The organism is Hymenobacter elongatus (genome assembly GCF_004745955.1).
Taxonomy (GTDB): domain Bacteria; phylum Bacteroidota; class Bacteroidia; order Cytophagales; family Hymenobacteraceae; genus Hymenobacter; species Hymenobacter elongatus.
Genome location: NZ_SRLD01000015.1, coordinates 1 through 18,229, shown reverse-complemented (window position 1 = coordinate 18,229; position 18,229 = coordinate 1). Strand labels below are relative to the sequence as shown.

The following is an 18,229-nucleotide window of genomic DNA, read 5'->3' as shown; positions in this document are numbered from 1 at the left end:
GTTTACGCTACGGTTTCAACTGAACTTCCTCTTCCTAATCTCTCGCCATGACCATTACCGTTTTCAGCGCCTACCCCTTCGAGCAGCCCTACCTGATGGCAGAAGCACAGGGGCGCTATGAGTTGAATTTTGTAGCCGATGCCCTGACGTTGGAAACTGCTGCCCTGGCCCAAGGCAGTGCCGCAGTGGCCGTATTCGTCACCGACGACGCCTCCGCGCCTATTCTGGAAAAGCTGGCAGGCCTGGGAGTCCGCTACCTGTTGGTACGCGCCGCCGGCCACGACCAAGTAGATATACCCGCCGCTCACCGCCTGGGCCTGCGGGTGGCCAACGTGCCCAATTATTCTCCCTTTGCTATTGCTGAGCACGCCTTGACGCTGATGCTGGCTCTGAACCGCCACCTGCAGCAGTCCGATAGCCAGGTGCGCCGCGGTGATTTTCGGCTGGATAACCTCGTCGGCTTCAATCTGCACGGCAAAACCGTAGGCATTATCGGCTGCGGTACTATTGGCGGCACCCTGGCGGGCCTGTTGCACGGCTTCGGCTGCCGCCTGCTGGGCACCGATGTCGTGGAAGACGAAAGCTTGCGCCAGCGCTACGGGCTAGAATACGTGCCGCTGGACACGCTATGTGCGCTTTCCGATGTCATTTCGGTGCACACTCCGCTCACGCCAGCGACCCGGCACTTACTCAATGCTGAACAGCTGGGCAAAATGAAGCGCGGCGTAATGCTCATCAACACGGGCCGCGGCGCTATTCTGGACACGCAAGCAGCCTTGGCAGCGGTAGAATCGGGTCAGGTGGGCTACCTGGGCCTGGATGTGTATGAAAACGAAAAAGGCCTGTTCTTCAAGGACCACTCCGCCCAGCCGCTCCACGACCTACTGCTCAAGAAGCTCCTGTCGCTGCCAAACGTGCTCATTACCGGGCACCAGGGCTTCCTGACCAGTGAGGCGCTAACCAGTATTGCCAGCACGTCGCTGGCTACCCTGGACGAATGGCTGGCTGGAACACGACCGGACAATGAGCTTACGGCCGCTGTTAATGCTGGTCCAGCACTTTCGATACAAGCCTGATAACGGTGCCAGGAGTGGGAAACTGCTTAAAATAGTCGCTGCTATCTGCTCGCTTTTTCTGGCAGATCCATGTATCAGCAGCTCGATTTACCTGGCCACACAGTGAAGCTGTTTAGGGAGTCGGTAACAAGTTGAATCACTTTCGTATTCTGCAATTCACCTTGTTAGATTTCAGAACATGCAAGTACAGATATGATATTCCTTGTTTTAGATGCATAGTTCCAGAGTGTAACAATAGATTCTCAGGGCTTGACTTTCGCGCCTACCTATGGGAAGGCCCTCTACGGCAGCGCCCGCACAACTCAGCTACTATGGGCCGCTCGCCAACATAGTCAGCAAAGCGTACAGGCCTTAGCTCCGTAAGCTCAGGCAAGCAGTCTTTTTACGCAGCTACTGTGTCTTTACTGCAAGCGGCCGCTTCTGATCCTTGTACTCGAAAGGTTCAGAAGCGGCCCCTTGTCTTACTACAAGCCTCGCTCGAGCAATTCTTCCACTTTGCGCTCTAGCTCCGCCACCCGCTCATCCAGCAAAGCGGGGGCCCGCAAATGGGTAGTGAACACGCCGCGTACCTCCCAAATTTCCAGTGCCTGAGTCAGTTCCAGATCCTGACTGCCGTAGTCGGGATTATCGGCACGCAGGCGCAGCAGCCGGTCATCTTCCAGGCGTTCGGCCAAGCGCCGGATGAGCACCTTGCTTTGGGTTACAAAAACATATATGGTGCCGGTTTTTAGGCGTGGCTGAGCCTTATCGACCCGGCTGCACAGCACGATATCCTGGTGGCGCAAGCCCTGCCGGTGCAGCAGCATATCGGCCCCTGACACTTCAAATGCCCGCGTAGGCCCGGTAAGCTGGTGTGGCAGCTGCAACCATGGCAAAGTCGCTATAAAAGAGGAGTCGTGGTGGTGCACAATGTATTCCAGCGCCCGGTTCTTGTGCACCAGCGGCGTCACATGTTGTAGGGTACTGGCCTTTGCTACCGGCTCGGGCGGCGGAGCTGGCTGCTGTAACTGCTCCTTAAAAATATCGAAGTGGTACAGCTCATTTATCGTCAGCTCTTTTGTAAGTAGCAAGTCTACTGATAAGCCAAAATGTTGAGCAATCTGAATCAGAGTTTCCATCTTAGGCTCCGACCGCCCCTCTTCATACGCTCCCACACTAGGACGGGCCAAGCCAAAAAGCTCAGCAAAAGCAGCCTGGCTGAGCTTTTTGACCGTGCGAAGCTTGCGAATATTTCTCCCGACGTTGGACATAGTATCCCACTATTATTTTGCTCAAAATATGAGCAACAACAAAAATTTGCTTATTATTGCGTCGTAAATCTACCATAAGTATCGGGAAGCCGCAGCAACCACCGCTACTTTTTTGAGCAATCTACCTGTCTTTTGTTCATACTATATGCCCAACACCTACTTTACCGCCATCAAGGGCTACCTGCTGGAACTGGGCTTCGACATTTGCCACGCCGACGAGCAGGAAGGTGTGTTCGTCGTCGACAAGCCGGAGCTGGCCATTAAGAACCTCGTCATCGGCTGCGGCGACCCGCTGCTGATACTGGAGCAGTACCTGCTTGACCTGCCCGCCCCCTCGTTGGAAGTGTATCAGCGGTTGCTGCAAAAGAACCGTGACATCATTCATGGTGCCTTTGCCCTCGATGAGAGCGGCCGTAAGCTCATCTTCCGCGACACCCTGCAAATCGAAACCCTCGATTTGCCTGAGCTAGAGGCTTGTGTCAATTCCCTTGGCCTGCTGCTCAGTGAGTTTTCCGATGAGCTGATTCAGTTTTCCAAGCCCCTCACAGCCTAACCTCCCTTGCCATGAACATCCTCAACCGTCTCTTCAAAATCGGTCAGTCGGAAGCCCACTCCGCCGTGAACCAGCTCGAAGACCCCATCAAGATGACCGAACAGGGCCTGCGCGACCTGCGCCAGGACCTGGATAAAAGCCTGCACGGCCTGGCCGAGGTAAAGGCCATGGCCATCCGGGCGCGCAACGAAGGCGAAAGCTTCCGCACCAAAGCCTCGGACTACGAAAGCAAGGCCGTGCTCCTGCTCCAGCGGGCTCACAAGGGCGACTTGAACTCGGGCGAAGCCGACCGCCTCGCTGGCGAAGCCCTGCTGAAAAAGGCCGAAAACGACGCCCAGGCTGCCCGTGCCGCCACCGACCAGGAGAAATTCGAGCACTCGGCGGCCCAGATGGACCAGAACGTGAGCACGCTGAAGTCGACTATCAGCCAGTGGGAAAACGAGCTCAAAACCTTGAAGGCCCGCGTGACGGTGAGCACGGCCACCATCACCATCAACAAGCAGTTGGCCCAACTCGACTCCTCGGGCACGGTGGCCTTGCTGGAGCGTATGAAGGAAAAGATTGCCGTGCAGGAAGCTCTGGCCGAATCCTACGGGGAAATCGCCCAAGCCGGCAAGAGCATCGACGCGGAAATCGACAAGGCACTGGGTGCGACAGGTATCGGCAAAGCCAGCGAAGATCTCAAGGCCTTAAAAGCGAAACTTGGCTACAGTGAATAGTCAGAACAGGTCGGGCGGGCACTGGAATCAGTGCAATACGCCTACCTTTAAGCTGCCCTACTAATGCCCATGACCGAACTTTTACAAGCTGCCATCTCACCGCCTAATCTACTGCCCACGGGCTTGCTGGTGTTCGTGCTGCTGTACTGGCTCACGGTGCTGCTGGGCCTGCTCGATATGAAGACCGTGGACCTGAGCATTGAGGACCACGGCCACCTGCACTTCGACAGCGACGGGCCCCACGAAGGCATGGGCACCGGCTGGCTCAACGGCGCCCTGGCCTTCTTCAACCTGGGCCGCATCCCGCTGATGGTGTTCCTCAGCTTCGTGTTTTTGCCGCTCTGGGTGGGCAGTATTCTAGTCAACTACTACACGGGTAATACTTCCCTGTTGCTGGGCCTGGCATTTTTGCTGCCCTTGTTCATCGGCAGCCTGTTTGTGGCGAAGTTCCTGACGCTGCCTTTCGTAAAGCTGTTCGCGGCCCTGGAAAAAGACCACGACGGCGGCGCGGTGGTCATCGGCAAGGTGTGCACGGTGCTGCTGCCGGCCACGGCCGACAAGCTAGGCCAGGCATCGGTGCAAATAGATGGCGCGCCGCTCATGCTGAATGTGCGGAGCATCAACGCGCCACTGGCCAAGGGCGAAACGGCGCTAGTCATTGACTTTGATGCGGCGCGGAAATGCTATTTGATTGAGCCTTTCACTGATTAACCCCACCCGCGGCCCCTCCCCTCCGGGAGAGGGGTGCCAGACGATAAGTAAATATCAGAAATCACCCCTCTCCCGGAGGGGAGGGGCCGGGGGTGGCCCCCCCCCCCGACAGAACATCTTTAAAAAACCAACCACTCATATTTCTACACCCTTACTCGCATGTTAGCTTCTCTTTCCTGGGCCGTTTTGATTATTATCGGCCTGTTTCTGCTTGGCTTCCTGGCGGTTGTCGCCCGGATGTATAAAAAAGCCGTGCAAGGCGAAGCCCTGCTGCGCACGGGCATGGGCGACGCCAAAGTGTCGTTTTCCGGCATCATCGTGGTGCCCATCCTCCACATGCTCGAGGTGATGGACATCAAGCTGAAAACCATTGTCATTGCCCGGGCCGGCGCCGAAGGCCTAGTGTGCAAGGACAACATGCGCGCCGACGTGAAAGTCAATTTCTTCATTCGGGTGAACAAGACCCACGAGGACGTGGTGAACGTGGCCCAGAGCATCGGGGCCCACCGCGCCTCCGACCCCGTGGCGCTGGAAGGCTTGTTCGATGCCAAGTTTTCGGAAGCCCTGAAGACGGTGGGCAAGCACTTCGATTTCATCGAGCTGTACAACTCCCGCGAGCAGTTCAAGCAGGAAATCCTGCGCATCATCGGCACGGATTTGAACGGCTACGTGCTCGACGACTGCGCCATCGATTACCTGGAGCAAACCCCGCTGCACGCCCTCAACCAGGATAATATCCTGGATGCGGAAGGCATCAAGAAAATCATTGCCCTGACGTCGGAGCAGAAAATCCAGTCCAACCAGCTGCAGCGCGACCAGCAGAAAACCATCAAGAAACAGGACGTGGAGGCGCAGGAAACCATTCTGCAGCTCGAAAAGCAGCTGGCCGAAACCCAGGAAAAGCAATACCGCGAAATTGCCAACATCAAGGCCCGCGAAGCCGCCGAAACCGAGAAAGTGCGCCAGGAGGAACGCCAGAAGGGCGAAAAAGCCCGCATCTCGGCCGATGAGGAAATCAAGGTTTCGGAACAGAACCGCGACCGCCAGATTCTGGTGGCCGAGCGCAATAAGCAGCGCACCGACGCCATCGAGACGGAGCGCGTGGAGCAGGCCCGCGCCCTGGAAGTGAACGAGCGGGAGCGCATCGTGGCCCTGGCCCAGATTGAAAAGGAAAAGGCCCTGGAAGAGGAGCGCAAGAACATTCAGGGCATCATCCGGGAGCGGATTACGGTGGAAAAAGCTACGGTCATCGAAGAGGAGCGCATCAAAGACACCCGCGCCCAGGCCCTGGCCGACCGCGAGAAGCTGGTGGCCATCACCAAGGCCAAGCAGGAAACCGAACAGGCCACCATTACCTTCGTGGGCAACGCCGACATGGAGAAACAGGGCGCCGAGTTCCGCGCCAAGCAGTCGCTGATTGATGCCGAGGCGGAAAAAGCGTCGGCCGAGCACCGCTCGCAGGCCATCCGCATTATGGCCGAAGCCGACGCCAGCAAAGCCAGCGCCGTGGGCCTGGCCGAAGCCCAGGTGATGCAGGCCAAAGCCGCCGCCCGCCAGAAAGAGGGCGAGTCGGAAGCCAACGTGATGCAGCTCACCGCCACCGCCGAAGCCCAATCCATCCAGGTGAAAGCCACGGCCCAGGCCGAAGCCGACGAGAAGCTCGGCGTGGTAGCCGCCAAGGTGAACCTGGAAAAAGGCCTGGCCGAAGCCAGCGTCATCGAAGCCAAAGCCGATGCCGACCAGAAGCGCGGCCTGGCCGAAGTGACGGTGAACGAGCAGCGCTTCGCCGTGGAAGCCAAGGGCATCGAAGCCAAGGCCGACGCCATGAAGAAGCTCGACGGCGTGGGCAAGGACCACGAAGAATTCAAGCTGCGCCTCGACAAGGACAAGGCCGTGGAACTGGCCCAAATCAACATCCAGAAGGACATTGCCAGCGCCCAGGCGGGCGTTATCTCGGAGGCACTGAAGTCGGCCAAAATCGACATTGTGGGCGGCGAAACCATGTTCTTCGACCAGATTATCGGCTCTATCACCAAGGGCAAGATGATAGACCGGGCGGTGAATAATTCCGACGTGCTGGGCACGGTGAAAGATGCTTTCTTCGGCCACGAAGGCAATGGCGGCGGGGATTTTAAAACCAACCTGCGCCGGTTTGTGGACCAGTTCGGACTGAGCTCCGACGACATGAAGAACCTGAGCATTTCGGCCCTGCTGCTGCAAATGATGAACAAGGCTGGGGATGACGCCACGCGCAGCACCATTGCGCAGCTTACGAGCACGGCGGCAGCGCTAGGGCTTGGCGACAAGCCGGTGAAGACGCTGCAGTTGTGACCCCATCCCCCGGCCCCTTCCCCTCCGGGGGAAGGGGAGCCACGGCGGCGCATATTGCTAAATTCTAAATTATTGAGGGATGAAGAGATGAATCCTAGTGAAGAGCCGGAAAAGCGCCGTCAGGCTCCCCTTCCCCCGGAGGGGAAGGGGCCGGGGGATGGGGTGAACTCGCCCCACCCCTACGGCATGTACACCACCGATGCCAAGCGCTGGATGACCTCGCTGAAAGACTACGCCCGGCACAACCGCAAGAACCCCACCCCTGCCGAAAACCACCTGTGGCAGGAGTTGCGCGGCAACAAGCTAGGCGCCCCGTTCCGACGCCAGCACGCCATCGGCCCATTCATTGTCGATTTCGTGTGCCTAGCCGCATTGCTCATCATCGAAGTCGATGGCAGCATACACGGCGATGAGAGCCAGGCCGAATACGACGGCGGCCGCACCCACGAATTACAGGAAGGTGGCTTCCTGGTTATTCGCTTCACTAACGAAGCCGTGCTTTACGACACCGCCAACGTGTTAAAGAAGATTGCCGAGCATCTGACCGCGCTCTATCCCAACTATGAGCCCAAATAACATCTCTACTACCCATTCCAACAGCCAAACCAACAGCGCCGCCGCGGCTCCCCTTCCCCCGGAGGGGAAGGGGCCGGGGGATGGGGTAAACGGCGCCGGGGTCAAGCTAGAAGGCGGTACCTACGAAATCCTGCGCAACCGCCTGCAGAAAAGCGGTGCGGACCTTCGCGCGCGCCTCGAAAAGCTCAATATCGAGCGCAAAACCGTCTTTGGGTCCATCGACACCAAGTTGATTGGAACCGGCCGCATCAGCACCGAGAACAACTGCGTGCCGTGGGACATGGTGCCGGTTGGCAGCAATTTCCTGTTCGGCTACAACGTCGTTATCGGCCTGAAAACCGAGGTGGAATTATCCGATGTTTTTGGCGTGTATTCTTACGCGGAACACGAGTTCCATCCGCTGCCGCTGGACCTGGTTTCCAACGCGCAATTCGCCGAGGAATTCCGCAACCTGTACAAGTACTACAAGAACACGCAATTCGTAAAATTCGCGGTGCTCGGCAGCCATTTGTTCATGGTGTTCCGGGTGGGCAAAAGCGCGAACGACATTAAGACGTTTAAGTGGCTGCTGCAGGCCGGTACGCTCACCTACATCGACAACCGCAGCGACCACGAATACGGGTTTCCGCCGCAGCACGAGTTTACGTGGAAGCGCACCACGCGCGACATGCAGCGCAGCGGCAAACACCCGCATATCAGCATCGAGGATAAGGTTTTTGTGGAAACTATTCACGGCGACCTCACCATTAAAATTGAAAATAATACGGCTACGGGGCTCGGAATTTACTCCGAGCCCGTGTCGGACAAAGACCAGACGCTTGATGATTCAGAGATTTATTACGCAGTAGTTGGCAATATCATCCTGCTGAAAATCCGGCCGTATCAGGAACAAGATTATCGGTATTTTCTTTACAATGCCAAGCTGCAAACGGCGCAACGACTTGACGCTTTAGCCGAGGCTTGCGTGTTACTGCCGGACAACCAGGGCCTGATTTTTCCGCACGGGTTTTACCTGCAAACCGGCGAGGGAAAACTGTTTGAAAAAGGGCTGCGCGACATGCTTTTTGAGAAGCGGATAGTCTCGCCGAATGGAGAGGATTTCCTGTACGTCTTCTACAACAAGGAAAACGGCGCGTATTTGCTGCTTTCTTATAACATCATCGCGCAACGGGTCGATAACCCCATCAGCTGCCACGGCTACGCGCTGTTTGAAAACGGCGAGCTGTGCTACTTCCGCAAGGACGACGAGCCCAAGAAGCACCACGCGGTGCAAATCTGGCAGACGCCCTACGTGGCGCCTGATTTCCAGCTGCCGGTCACCTCCGATTCCTACCTCTACAAGCTGGGCAACAAGGAAATTGTGCGGGCCATGTCGGAGTCGCAGGAGGTGCTCACGCTGCTGGCCAAAGACGACAGCTACGCCGGCCTCTACCTGGACTTGATTCGCCTAACGACGACCCTCAACGACACCTATCATTGGCTGCGCGAACCGGCCGCCCAGGCCCTGGCCGAGCCCCTGCGCGACATTCAGCAGGCGGCCAACGCGGCGGTAGCGGAGTTCGACAAGGTGCTGAGCATCCGCAAGAGCACTGGGGCCGAAACCCAACGCGTATTGGCCAAGGCCGACGAATTGACCGGCCGCGTCAAGCGCACCGCAGCTACGGATGTGAACGAGTACGTGCAGCTGCTGGCGGAGCTGCGCGGCGTGCGCGGCGAGGTCATCTCCCTCAAGGAGCTGCGCTACGTGGAACTGCCCACCGTGGAAAAAGCCGCCGCCGAGCTGGAACAAACCAGCAAGGACGTGGCCGGTCAAACGGTGGATTTCCTGCTGAAAGACGACGCGCTGAAGCCTTACGCGGTGCGCGTGCAGGCCATTGCCGACGCCATCGAGAAGGTGCAGAAAGTAGCCGACGCCAACGAGCTGGAAAAACAGGCCAACGCGGTATCCAGTGAGCTGGAACTGCTGATTGAAGTGGTGAGCAACCTGCCGATGGAGGACCCCACGCAGACCACGCGCATCATCGACAACATCTCGACGATTTACGCCAGCTTCAACCAGATTCGGGCGGCGCTGAAGCGGCGGCGGCAGGCCCTGGCCGGCACCGAAGCCCAGGCCGAATTCACGGCGCAAATCAAGCTGCTCGACCAGGCCCTGGTGAACTACCTCGACCTGTGCGACGCGCCGGCCAAGTGCGACGAGTACAGCACCAAGCTCCTGATGCAGCTGGAAGAGCTGGAAGGTAAGTTTCCCGAATTTGACCAGTTCCTGAACCAGTTGGCGGGCAAGCGCGAGGAAGTATCGGAGGCGTTTGAGTCGCGCAAGGTGAGCTTGGTAGAAGCCCGCAACCAACGCGCCTCGGCCCTGCTGCAATCGGCGGAGCGCATCCTGAAAGCGGTGCAAAACCGCCTCGGCCGCTTCGAAACCGTGGCGGATATCAACGGCTACTTTGCTTCGGACCTGATGGTGGAGAAGGTGCGCCAGACCGTGCAGGACCTGCTCAACCTCGGCGACCCGGTGAAGGCCGACGACATCCAGAGCCGCCTCAAAACGGTGAAGGAAGACGCCGTGCGCCAGCTCAAGGACCGCGCCGAGCTATTTACTGACGGGGGGCAGGCCCTCAAATTTGGTACTTATGCCTTCACCGTGAACACCCAGCCGCTGGAGCTGACCGTGGTGCTGCGCGACGGCGACCTGCACTACCACCTCACCGGCACTAACTTTTTCCAGAAAATCACCGAGTCCGCCGTGCTGGCCGCCCGCGCCGTGTGGGACCAAACGGTGGTGTCGGAAAACGCCGACGTGTACCGGGCCGAGTACCTGGCCTGGCTCATGCTGCAAGCCGCTCAGCACCCCGCGCCAGCCCAAGATGGCGCCCCCGCCGTGCTGTCGGTGGCCGAGCTTTCCCACCTCACCGTGGCCGAGCTGACCGCGCACGTGCAGCAGTTCATGGCCCCGCGCTACGCCGAGGGCTACCTCAAGGGCGTGCACGACCACGACGCGGCCCTGCTGCTCGAAGCCCTGGTGCGCCTCACCCGCACCGCCGACTTGCTGCGCTATTCTACCGAGGCGCGGGCGGCGGCAGCGCTCTACTGGCATGGCTTCGCGGGGCGCAAGAAGAAAGCGGCCTGGCAGCATCAATTGCAGGGCATCGGCGTGCTGCTGCAGGTATTTCCGGACTCGCGGGAGTTCGATGTGCTGAAGGCGGAATTGCAGGTAGCGGTGGAGGAATTTGCGGCGGGCACTGGGCTTTTCGCCCTTCACGAGGTAGCGGAGGCCGGCGAATATTTATTCTACGAATTGACCCGTGGCGAGACATTCATCATTTCCAGCGAAGCTGCCGAGTTGCACCAGCAGTTCCAGCAGTCGCTAAAGGAGCGTAATGCGACGGCGCAATACGAAACCTCGGTAGCCGCGCTGGCCGACCAACCGGCGGCGCAGTTTCAGCTGGTGCGGCAGTGGGTGAAGTCGTTCGTGCGCTCCAACCCCACCCCCCAGCCCCCTCCCCTCCGGGAGAGGGGGAGCCTGACGCAAGCGCAGGCTCCAGAACAGAATCGTCAGGCTCCCCTTCTCCCGGAGGGGAAGGGGCCGGGGGATGGGGTGAACGAAGCAGCGGTCAACGAGTGCGCGGTACTGCTGCTTACCAATTCCTTCGACCCGGCCCGCATCATTCGCACGCCGCTGCGTGAAACCCTCACCGGCCTGCAGGGCTCGCACGCCCGCATTCACGAGCGGAATTATCAGCTGAATTTTCCGGAATTCCGCCGCCGACTACACCATTACCCGCACACGGTGGTGCCGCTGTTCGAAGCCTTCGGCACCCTAAAAAAGGAGTTGCTGGCCCGCTTCACCGAAGAGCTGCGGCTCAATGAGTTCCGGCCGCGGGTCCTCTCCTCTTTCGTGCGCAACAAGCTGATTGACGAAGTGTACCTGCCGCTCATCGGCGCCAACCTGGCCAAGCAAATCGGCACGGCGGGCGCGGATAAGCGCACCGACCTCATGGGCCTGCTGCTGCTGGTGTCGCCGCCCGGCTACGGCAAAACCACGCTCATGGAGTACGTGGCCAACCGGCTGGGGCTGATTTTCATGAAAATCAACGGTCCCGCCATCGGCCACGCCGTGACCAGCGTGGACCCCGCCCAGGCGCCCAACTCCGGCGCCCGCGAGGAGCTGCTGAAGCTGAACCTGGCCTTCGAGATGGGCGACAACGTCATGATTTACCTCGACGACATTCAGCACTGCAACCCCGAGTTTTTGCAGAAATTTATCTCGCTCTGCGACGCCCAGCGCAAGATTGAGGGCGTGTACCAGGGCCGCGCCCGCACCTACGACTTCCGCGGGCGCAAGGTGGCCGTGGTGATGGCCGGCAACCCCTACACCGAATCGGGCGAGCAGTTCCGCATCCCCGACATGCTGGCCAACCGCGCCGACATCTACAACCTCGGCGACATCATCGGCGACACGGCCAATACCTTTCTGCTCAGCTACCTCGAAAACGCGTTGGTGGCCAACCCCGTCCTCAACCGCCTCGCTGCCAAAAGCCAGGCCGACGTGTATCCCTTGATAAAACTGGCCGAAACCGGCGACAGCACCGGCCTGGTTTTCGAAGCCAACCACACGCCCGAGGAAATCAACGAGTACGTGGCCGTGCTGCAAAAGCTGCTGCGCATCCGCGACGTGGTGGCCCGCGTGAACGAGGAGTACATCCGCTCGGCGGCCCAGGCCAACGAATACCGCACCGAGCCGCCCTTCAAGCTCCAGGGCTCTTACCGCAACATGGCCAAGCTGGCCGAAAAAGTGCGCCCCATCATGAACGACGAGGAAGTGCGCGCCCTGCTGGCCACCCACTACGACAACGAAGCCCAAACCCTGACCAGCGGCACCGAAGCCAACCTGCTCAAGCTGCGCGAATTGCTGGGCTGGCTCCAGGACGCCGAAACCACCCGCTGGACCGACATCAAAGCCACCTTCGCCCGCAACCTGCGCACCAGCAGCGGCGGCCAGCTGCAAAGCGTGCTCACGCAGCTGGAGAACATTTCCAGTGGGCTGGGCGGAATCCGGCAGGTGCTGGAGAAGGAATGACGAATAGCTTTGCAATTTCCAGATAAGTAACTGTTGCCTTACTCTAGCTATGGTTGGCCTCTTCTGCAGCCACCGGAACGCGGGCACTACGCGGCTTCTTGTGGCGCGAGCTGCTTCGTTTTGCCCCGGCAGTGGGCGTTTATCATAAACTGCGGCAGCGTCGTCAAGGCAAAAGCATTGCTGGTAACTGCTACTGGTACTGAGCAGCCGTGGGTACTCAGTATCAGCAGCCTTGGGGGCCGAAGCATTGCGACGAACGAGCCCCTAGCTCCCTGCCGCCGTTGCTCGGACAATGGCCTCATTTCACTTGAGGATACCGCCTGTGACGGAAGAGCTATACGTCCCGCTTACCTGTATCACCTCAGTTTAAACAAACTGAGGCTTATCTATATCTTACAGAAAATTCTTCCGGTTTAACCTGTCCCGTATGGATCAGCGCATCATTACCCTGTTTGACGAATACACCCACAAACCGCTTACCCGCAAAGAGTTTATTGAGCGCCTGGTGAAGCTAACCGGCGGCATGGCGCTGGCCATGTCGGCCTTGTCGGTGCTGGACCCTGGCTACGCCCAGGCCGCTACCAGTGAGGAAACGGACAAGAACCTGGTAGTGGAAGAAGTGACGTGGCCAGGCGACGCAACGGTGATGAAAGGCCACTTGGCGCACCCCAAAGGTCGCAAAAAGCGCGGGGCGGTAATCGTAATTCACGAAAACCGGGGCCTGACCCCCCATATTAAAGACGTGACGCGCCGCGTGGCCCGGGCCGGCTATCTGGCGTTGGGCGTCGATGCGCTGTCGGCTTTTGGGGGCACGCCGACCAATGAGGACGAGGGCCGCACCCTGATTGGCAAGCTCGACGCGCAGCAGAATCTGAGCAATTACCTGCGGGCGCTGAACTACCTGCGCAGCCGCCAGGACAGCAACGGCAAAACCGGGTGCGTGGGTTTCTGCTGGGGCGGGGCCCTGGCCAACCAATTAGCCGTGCACGATTCGCAGCTGAACGCCGCCGTGGCCTACTACGGTACGCAACCCAAAGCCGAAGACGTACCGCTGATAAAATCTGCCGTGATGCTGCACTACGGCGGCTTAGACACACGAGTAAATGCCGGGGCGGCGGCCTACGAAGCGGCTCTGAAAGCGGCAGGCATCTCGTACGAGCAATTTATCTACGAAGGAGCCAACCACGCTTTCAACAACGACTCCTCCCCTGCCCGCTACAATGCCGAGGTAGCCAAGCTGGCCTGGGAACGGACCCTGCGGCTGTTTCAGGACAAGCTGGCGTAAGACGAACAGAACAAGAAAAGGCCCGGCAGCATATTTACCGGGCCTTTTTCACGCTCTTCTCCGCCGTCGAATTGGCGGCTTAGTTCACCTTCGTTACCCGCAGGTAGTCCAGCATGGCCTGGTTCACGTCGCCGTTCATGTTCTCGTTGGCCGGTTCTAGGGCCAATGTCAGCGGGTGCGTGCCTTTTTCCAGCCGCACCAGCACAGGGTTGGAAAAGCCCCAATCCGACCATTCGTCTACGCCGCGCTGGGGCAGCACCACGGTACCGAGCAGCTGCCGGCCCTCACGCAGCGTCCGGACGGCACACTTGTTACTGGTATTGATGGGGCCGTTGCCATTCGAATAGCGGAAATCCAGGGCGTAGAGGCCGGCGGCGGGCACGGTAATGGGCACCGAAAGGGTGTTATTCTGCGTTTTGCTGATTTCAACGAAGCCCTGCCCGGTATAGCCTTTGTAGGGCTTGGCTGATTTTAGCTTGCCCGCTCCCAGGTCATACAGCCGCTGGTGCGCGCCGGCTCCCACGGCCAGCGGCTCACTGGCAAACGACTCGTAGTTCAGCGCATCGACGGCCAGCACCTGATACTCGGCGTAGGCAGTAGCAGGCGGCAGCATGAATTCCGGAGTGGTCGTGCGGGCCGCAAACTGGCCGTTGCGGAGCACTTGGTAGGCTTTGGCCCCTTCTACCGGAGCCCAGGTGAGGCGGCCGGCCGCATGGCGCACGGCCGGCGTCATGGGCGACACATGATGGGCTACTTTGTGGCTGGCCACGGCGGCGGGAGCCTCCGAGCTGAGCACAATGCGCACGGTGTGGGCACCGGTCAGGGAAGCGGGAATGGTGGCAGCGGGCAGCGGCTGACCATCGAGCGTGATGCTGCGGATAGTGCGTCCGTAGCCTTCCATCTCGATAGTAAGCACGGCCTGGCGATAGGTGAAGCCCGTGAGCTTGCGCGGACCGCGCAGCGCCTGGGGCACGAAGGGCCGGAAGACGAGCTTATCGGCCTGGAAATCCATGCCGAACAGGCCTTTGTAGACCAAGCCCAGACTACCGGAAAGGCTCCAGAGCATCACGCTGCTATTGACCTGCGTACCGGCAAAGTCGCCGTTGCTGGCCACGAAGTTTTCCTTGTTGGTCAAAAACAGCGCAGCCGGGCGCGCCACCGCGGCCAGGCTTTCCATGAAAGCCGTTTCGTTGCCCACCTGGGCCGCTGCCAGCCCCCAATAACTCTGCACGAAGGGCCAGACGGCATTGTTGTGGTAGGGCGGAATGTCGGGAATCTGTGGGTAAATGCAGGGAACCCCATAGTCCATCACGGGCGTGCTGGCAACTACCGTGCGGCTGCGCGCCTCGTCGGCCACGCCGAACAGCACGGCCAGCGCCTCGCCCAAAGCCTCGGCCCGCGGCGACAGCACGGGAAAGGAACGACCGTACCGGTACTGGCCATAATAGCCTTTGTCGGCCTGCCAGAGGTGCTCATTGATACCCGCCCTGATGCGGGCCGCCTGCTGCCGGTGCTTGGCGGCCAGCGGCTCGTCGCCGGAATGGGCGGCTATCTGGGCCAGAATCTGGTTGCCCTGGAAGTGGGCCACATTGGTGCCCAGGTTTTGCGACTGGTAAATATCGGCGGGCTGCATCCACTTCGGGTAGGTCTGCTCGCGCCAGTCCAGAAACGACGACTCGCCGCGCACGAGGCCCGTTGCCAAGTCGTAGGCATTTTGCTGGTCGTCCTCAATCGACTTTCGGATGATGGGAAACACCTGCTTCAGCCAGGCTTCATCGCCGGTCGTCTTGTAGATTTCCCAGGCTGCCACGGCCCAGATAATCCGGTCGGTGGAACACGGGTAGGCGCCGCCGGTACCGGTATCCTGAATGATACGGCCAGCGGGCGAAACTTTGCGCAGCAGGCTGGTTTTGGCTACTTCGGGCTGTAGCAGCGCCTGGGCCAAGATGATGCTGTAGCTAATGTCGCGTGTCCAGACGCCGGCCCACTCCTGCCCGGTGCGGAAGGTGCCGTCGGGCTCCACGGCGCGCTTGGCTTCCTCCAGGGCCAGATTATAGAGGGCATCGGTGAGCGGATACTCGGAAGAATACTGCGGAAACGCCGACGTGTCGAGGGTTTGCTTCCACCGGGCGGCCGTCGTTTTGGCGTCGGAATGGGCATTGAGCACCACGGTGGTTTCGTAGATGCCGTTGCCGTCGGGGTCCTTCAGCTCCAGCTGAGGCTTGTTGATGAGGTTGTCGAAATCCCAGCTCAGCGGCGTGGTATTGCCGGCCACGAAAACGTGCTTCAGATCTTCTTTGTAGAGCTTCTGGCCGGTGTAGAGCGAATAGAACCCCTGTTTTCGGAAGGCCGCCAGCACGGGTCGCATATCCAGCCGAATGTGGAGCGGCGTGTTGGGGGCCAGAAAAGTATTGGCCGGCACCGGCGTTTTATCCACGTACTGCTGGCCGAACGTGATGACCGGCGTTTCCAACGGCTGCCCGGCCGTGGGCAGCGCCATGAAAACGTGGTCCTGGCCGGGCTGCATTTCGTTGTCTTTGCCGTTGAGGCTGAATTTGAAATTCACCTGCGGGCTCTGAAACTCGTTGGCCGGACTCTGGTAATTCGACGTCAGCTCGGTGCGCGAAACCACCCGCGCCACGTTTTTCCCCTGCACCAGACTATCCCGGTACAGTGTGTAGGCCGCCGACTGCCACACGGGCTCCACGGCGGCCGCCACTGCCGTGGCTACGGTTGGAGGAGTATTTTTTTGCACCTGACAAGATCCTAAAGCAACCAGGGAAAGGAGAAGGCGGGCGGGAAAAACAGGAGTCTTCATAGCGAGCAAAACGGACATGAATAGACTACGAAACTACAGCACGATTGGCAAAGAGTGCCGCAGCCGTGCCAGCCCCGCACCAAAACGAACGGGATACGTTCAGCACTTAAAGTAGTGCGAGCAGCCCAAGCGTTGCAGCCCGCTGACTAAGAAGCTGTTTGCGTTATTAAAAACGGTCATGCTGAGCACAGTCGAAGCATCTCTACCGCTTCGTTGAACGACTCCTACGAAGCGGTAGAGATGCTTCGACTGCGCTCAGCATGACCGGTCCGGAAGTTTTTCACTAACGCAAACAGCTTCTAAGTGCGTTGCCTACCGGCCTAAAACGCCACTACCCCGGCTGGCGGGGTAGCGACACTGGATGCAGTGAGGCGGCAGGCGACTTAGTTACCCGGCGGCAGCCGACTGGCCAAAGTGGGTATGTAGAATCTCTCTGATCTTCTCCTTCGTGAGAGGCTTGTTCAGAAAGCCGGCAATATTCAGTGTTTCGCCCCGCTGCACGTCGCGTGGGTGCAGCGAGGTAGTAAGCATAATAATCACGCTGGGCTTCTGCTGAGCGCCGATAAGCTGCTGGTACGCATCCAGAAAGTCGAAGCCGTTCATGACGGGCATGTTCACATCCAGCAGAATCAGCGCCGGGCAGCCCACCGAGAAAGGACAATGCTCTTCAATGAGGGCAATTGCCTCCTTGCCGTTCAGGGCGACCAACAGCTTATCGGTTAGCGCCAGCTCGTCGAGCAGGCGCTGATTCAGAAAGTTAGTAATCGGGTCATCATCAACCAGGAGAACACAGGGCAGTTTTTGCATGCGGAAGAAAGAGTAAGAGCAGAAACAGACGCCTTCAGCACCGGTCAATCTGCGTGCATACGCAAGTCTTGCCGCATCGTTCACCTTCAGCCGGAATCGTGGATTTCAGCCTTGGCCAGGCGGTGCACTGGTGCGCTACCACTACCCGAGCGGCTTCACACCCCGCGTTTGGGTCCTCCCACCAGCTTATCCGGCGTAATCGGCAGCTCCCGAATCCGCTGCCTCGTGGCGTGGTATACGGCGTTGGCCACGGCGGCCGTAAAGCCAATAGGGCCGATTTCGCTGGTCAGCAGCACGCCGTGGACTACACCAGGCACGGCGTGCTCGGCAGCGCAGCGGGCCTGCCCGGTTACTTTCAGGTGGCCATCGACGCGGCTCAGGGGCCGGCCGATGCTGGGCGGGGTAGCGGGCAGGTGGTTTTCCATAGAGCAGAAACGTAGGGGCACTTCAGTAGCGGTGGTGGCCGGATTTTCTGTACGCGGAAGGCAAAGCGGGTGGTAGTGGCAACAAAAAATATGCTACATACCGCTGATAAGAGCGTAATTCCCACCCTCGCACGGGCCTTGCTCAAAGCGTGGAGCGCCGGCTCCAGCTACACCTAATTGTTTTACGTTACCCTCACTCTTCGCTATAATGCCCGAATTTGCTACTCCTTTTCCGCAAGACTATCCATCTGAATCACCGATACTACTGGCATCAGCTTCTCAGCGCCTACTAGCTTACTTAATTGATATTCTGCCCCTCACACTGGCTATTACAGGTATTTTCTATTTATTCTTCGGCTTCGACCAAACCATAAGCACCTACCTCACTAACCGGGGTAACCTGGAGGCTCGCGCTTCTTTCTTACTACAGCGCAACCTGATTCGAAATCTGATTTTTGTGGCCTATCTTATCTTGACTTTAGCCCTACGCGGCCCATGCCAGGGCCTCTTGCCAGATGTGGAGTTGGTGGCGCGGGATTTTGAGCAGGACGGTGTCCTTGGGCGAGTTGTCAAAAAGCGTTTCGGCCCATAAATAGCG

12 protein-coding genes are annotated in these 18,229 nt (G+C 59.1%); 8 read left to right on the top strand and 4 right to left on the bottom strand.

What is annotated here, in order from left to right:
* The first annotated feature begins 47 nt into the window (after positions 1-47).
* Positions 48-1,076, top strand: coding sequence for a 2-hydroxyacid dehydrogenase (locus tag E5J99_RS09175; RefSeq protein ID WP_135497430.1), 1,029 nt, complete (start codon positions 48-50; stop codon positions 1,074-1,076).
* A gap of 464 nt (positions 1,077-1,540) precedes the next feature.
* Here the strand turns inward: E5J99_RS09175 and E5J99_RS09170 are convergent, their stop codons facing one another.
* Complete coding sequence (locus tag E5J99_RS09170) at positions 1,541-2,326, bottom strand: XRE family transcriptional regulator (RefSeq protein WP_135497429.1); 786 nt, start codon at positions 2,324-2,326, stop codon at positions 1,541-1,543.
* A gap of 145 nt (positions 2,327-2,471) precedes the next feature.
* On the opposite strand from E5J99_RS09170, the gene E5J99_RS09165 reads away from it, so the two are divergent.
* The 7 genes from E5J99_RS09165 to E5J99_RS09135 all read left to right on the top strand — a co-directional run bounded on the left by E5J99_RS09165 (position 2,472) and on the right by E5J99_RS09135 (position 13,581).
* Positions 2,472-2,879 carry a YbjN domain-containing protein gene (locus tag E5J99_RS09165; protein ID WP_135497428.1) on the top strand — a complete coding sequence of 136 codons (408 nt, stop codon included), beginning with the start codon at positions 2,472-2,474 and terminating at the stop codon, positions 2,877-2,879.
* 11 nt (positions 2,880-2,890) lie between these two features.
* Positions 2,891-3,598 (top strand): PspA/IM30 family protein, encoded by a 708-nt coding sequence (locus E5J99_RS09160; protein ID WP_135497427.1) that lies wholly within the window; start codon positions 2,891-2,893, stop codon positions 3,596-3,598.
* 69 nt (positions 3,599-3,667) lie between these two features.
* Entirely contained in the window at positions 3,668-4,309 is a 642-nt protein-coding gene (locus E5J99_RS09155; RefSeq protein WP_135497426.1) for a hypothetical protein, read from the top strand.
* Positions 4,310-4,468: 159 nt separating this feature from the next.
* The gene (locus E5J99_RS09150) at positions 4,469-6,640 is read left to right on the top strand and encodes a flotillin family protein (RefSeq protein WP_135497425.1); all 2,172 of its coding nucleotides are present in this window, start codon (positions 4,469-4,471) and stop codon (positions 6,638-6,640) included.
* An 87-nt stretch (positions 6,641-6,727) separates the two neighbouring features.
* A complete protein-coding gene (locus E5J99_RS09145; RefSeq protein ID WP_245318830.1) occupies positions 6,728-7,216 on the top strand; it encodes an endonuclease domain-containing protein in 489 nt (162 codons plus the stop codon).
* Positions 7,203-12,296: a DNA repair ATPase gene (locus tag E5J99_RS09140; RefSeq protein WP_135497424.1), complete on the top strand. Its 5,094-nt coding sequence runs from the start codon at positions 7,203-7,205 to the stop codon at positions 12,294-12,296. Before E5J99_RS09145 ends, E5J99_RS09140 begins: the two co-directional genes overlap by 14 nt.
* 427 nt (positions 12,297-12,723) lie before the next feature.
* Complete coding sequence (locus E5J99_RS09135; RefSeq protein ID WP_135497423.1) at positions 12,724-13,581, top strand: dienelactone hydrolase family protein; 858 nt, start codon at positions 12,724-12,726, stop codon at positions 13,579-13,581.
* Positions 13,582-13,660: 79 nt separating this feature from the next.
* On the opposite strand, the gene E5J99_RS09130 is transcribed toward E5J99_RS09135, so the two are convergent.
* From E5J99_RS09130 to E5J99_RS09120, 3 genes are all read right to left on the bottom strand, one after another.
* Positions 13,661-16,336: an alpha-L-rhamnosidase-related protein gene (locus E5J99_RS09130; protein ID WP_245318829.1), complete on the bottom strand. Its 2,676-nt coding sequence runs from the start codon at positions 16,334-16,336 to the stop codon at positions 13,661-13,663.
* A 450-nt stretch (positions 16,337-16,786) separates the two neighbouring features.
* Positions 16,787-17,206, bottom strand: a complete 420-nt coding sequence (locus E5J99_RS09125; RefSeq protein ID WP_135497421.1) for a response regulator — start codon at positions 17,204-17,206, stop codon at positions 16,787-16,789.
* Between the two features lie 155 nt (positions 17,207-17,361).
* The gene (locus E5J99_RS09120; protein WP_135497420.1) at positions 17,362-17,631 is read right to left on the bottom strand and encodes a hypothetical protein; all 270 of its coding nucleotides are present in this window, start codon (positions 17,629-17,631) and stop codon (positions 17,362-17,364) included.
* Between the last annotated feature and the right edge of the window lie 598 nt (positions 17,632-18,229).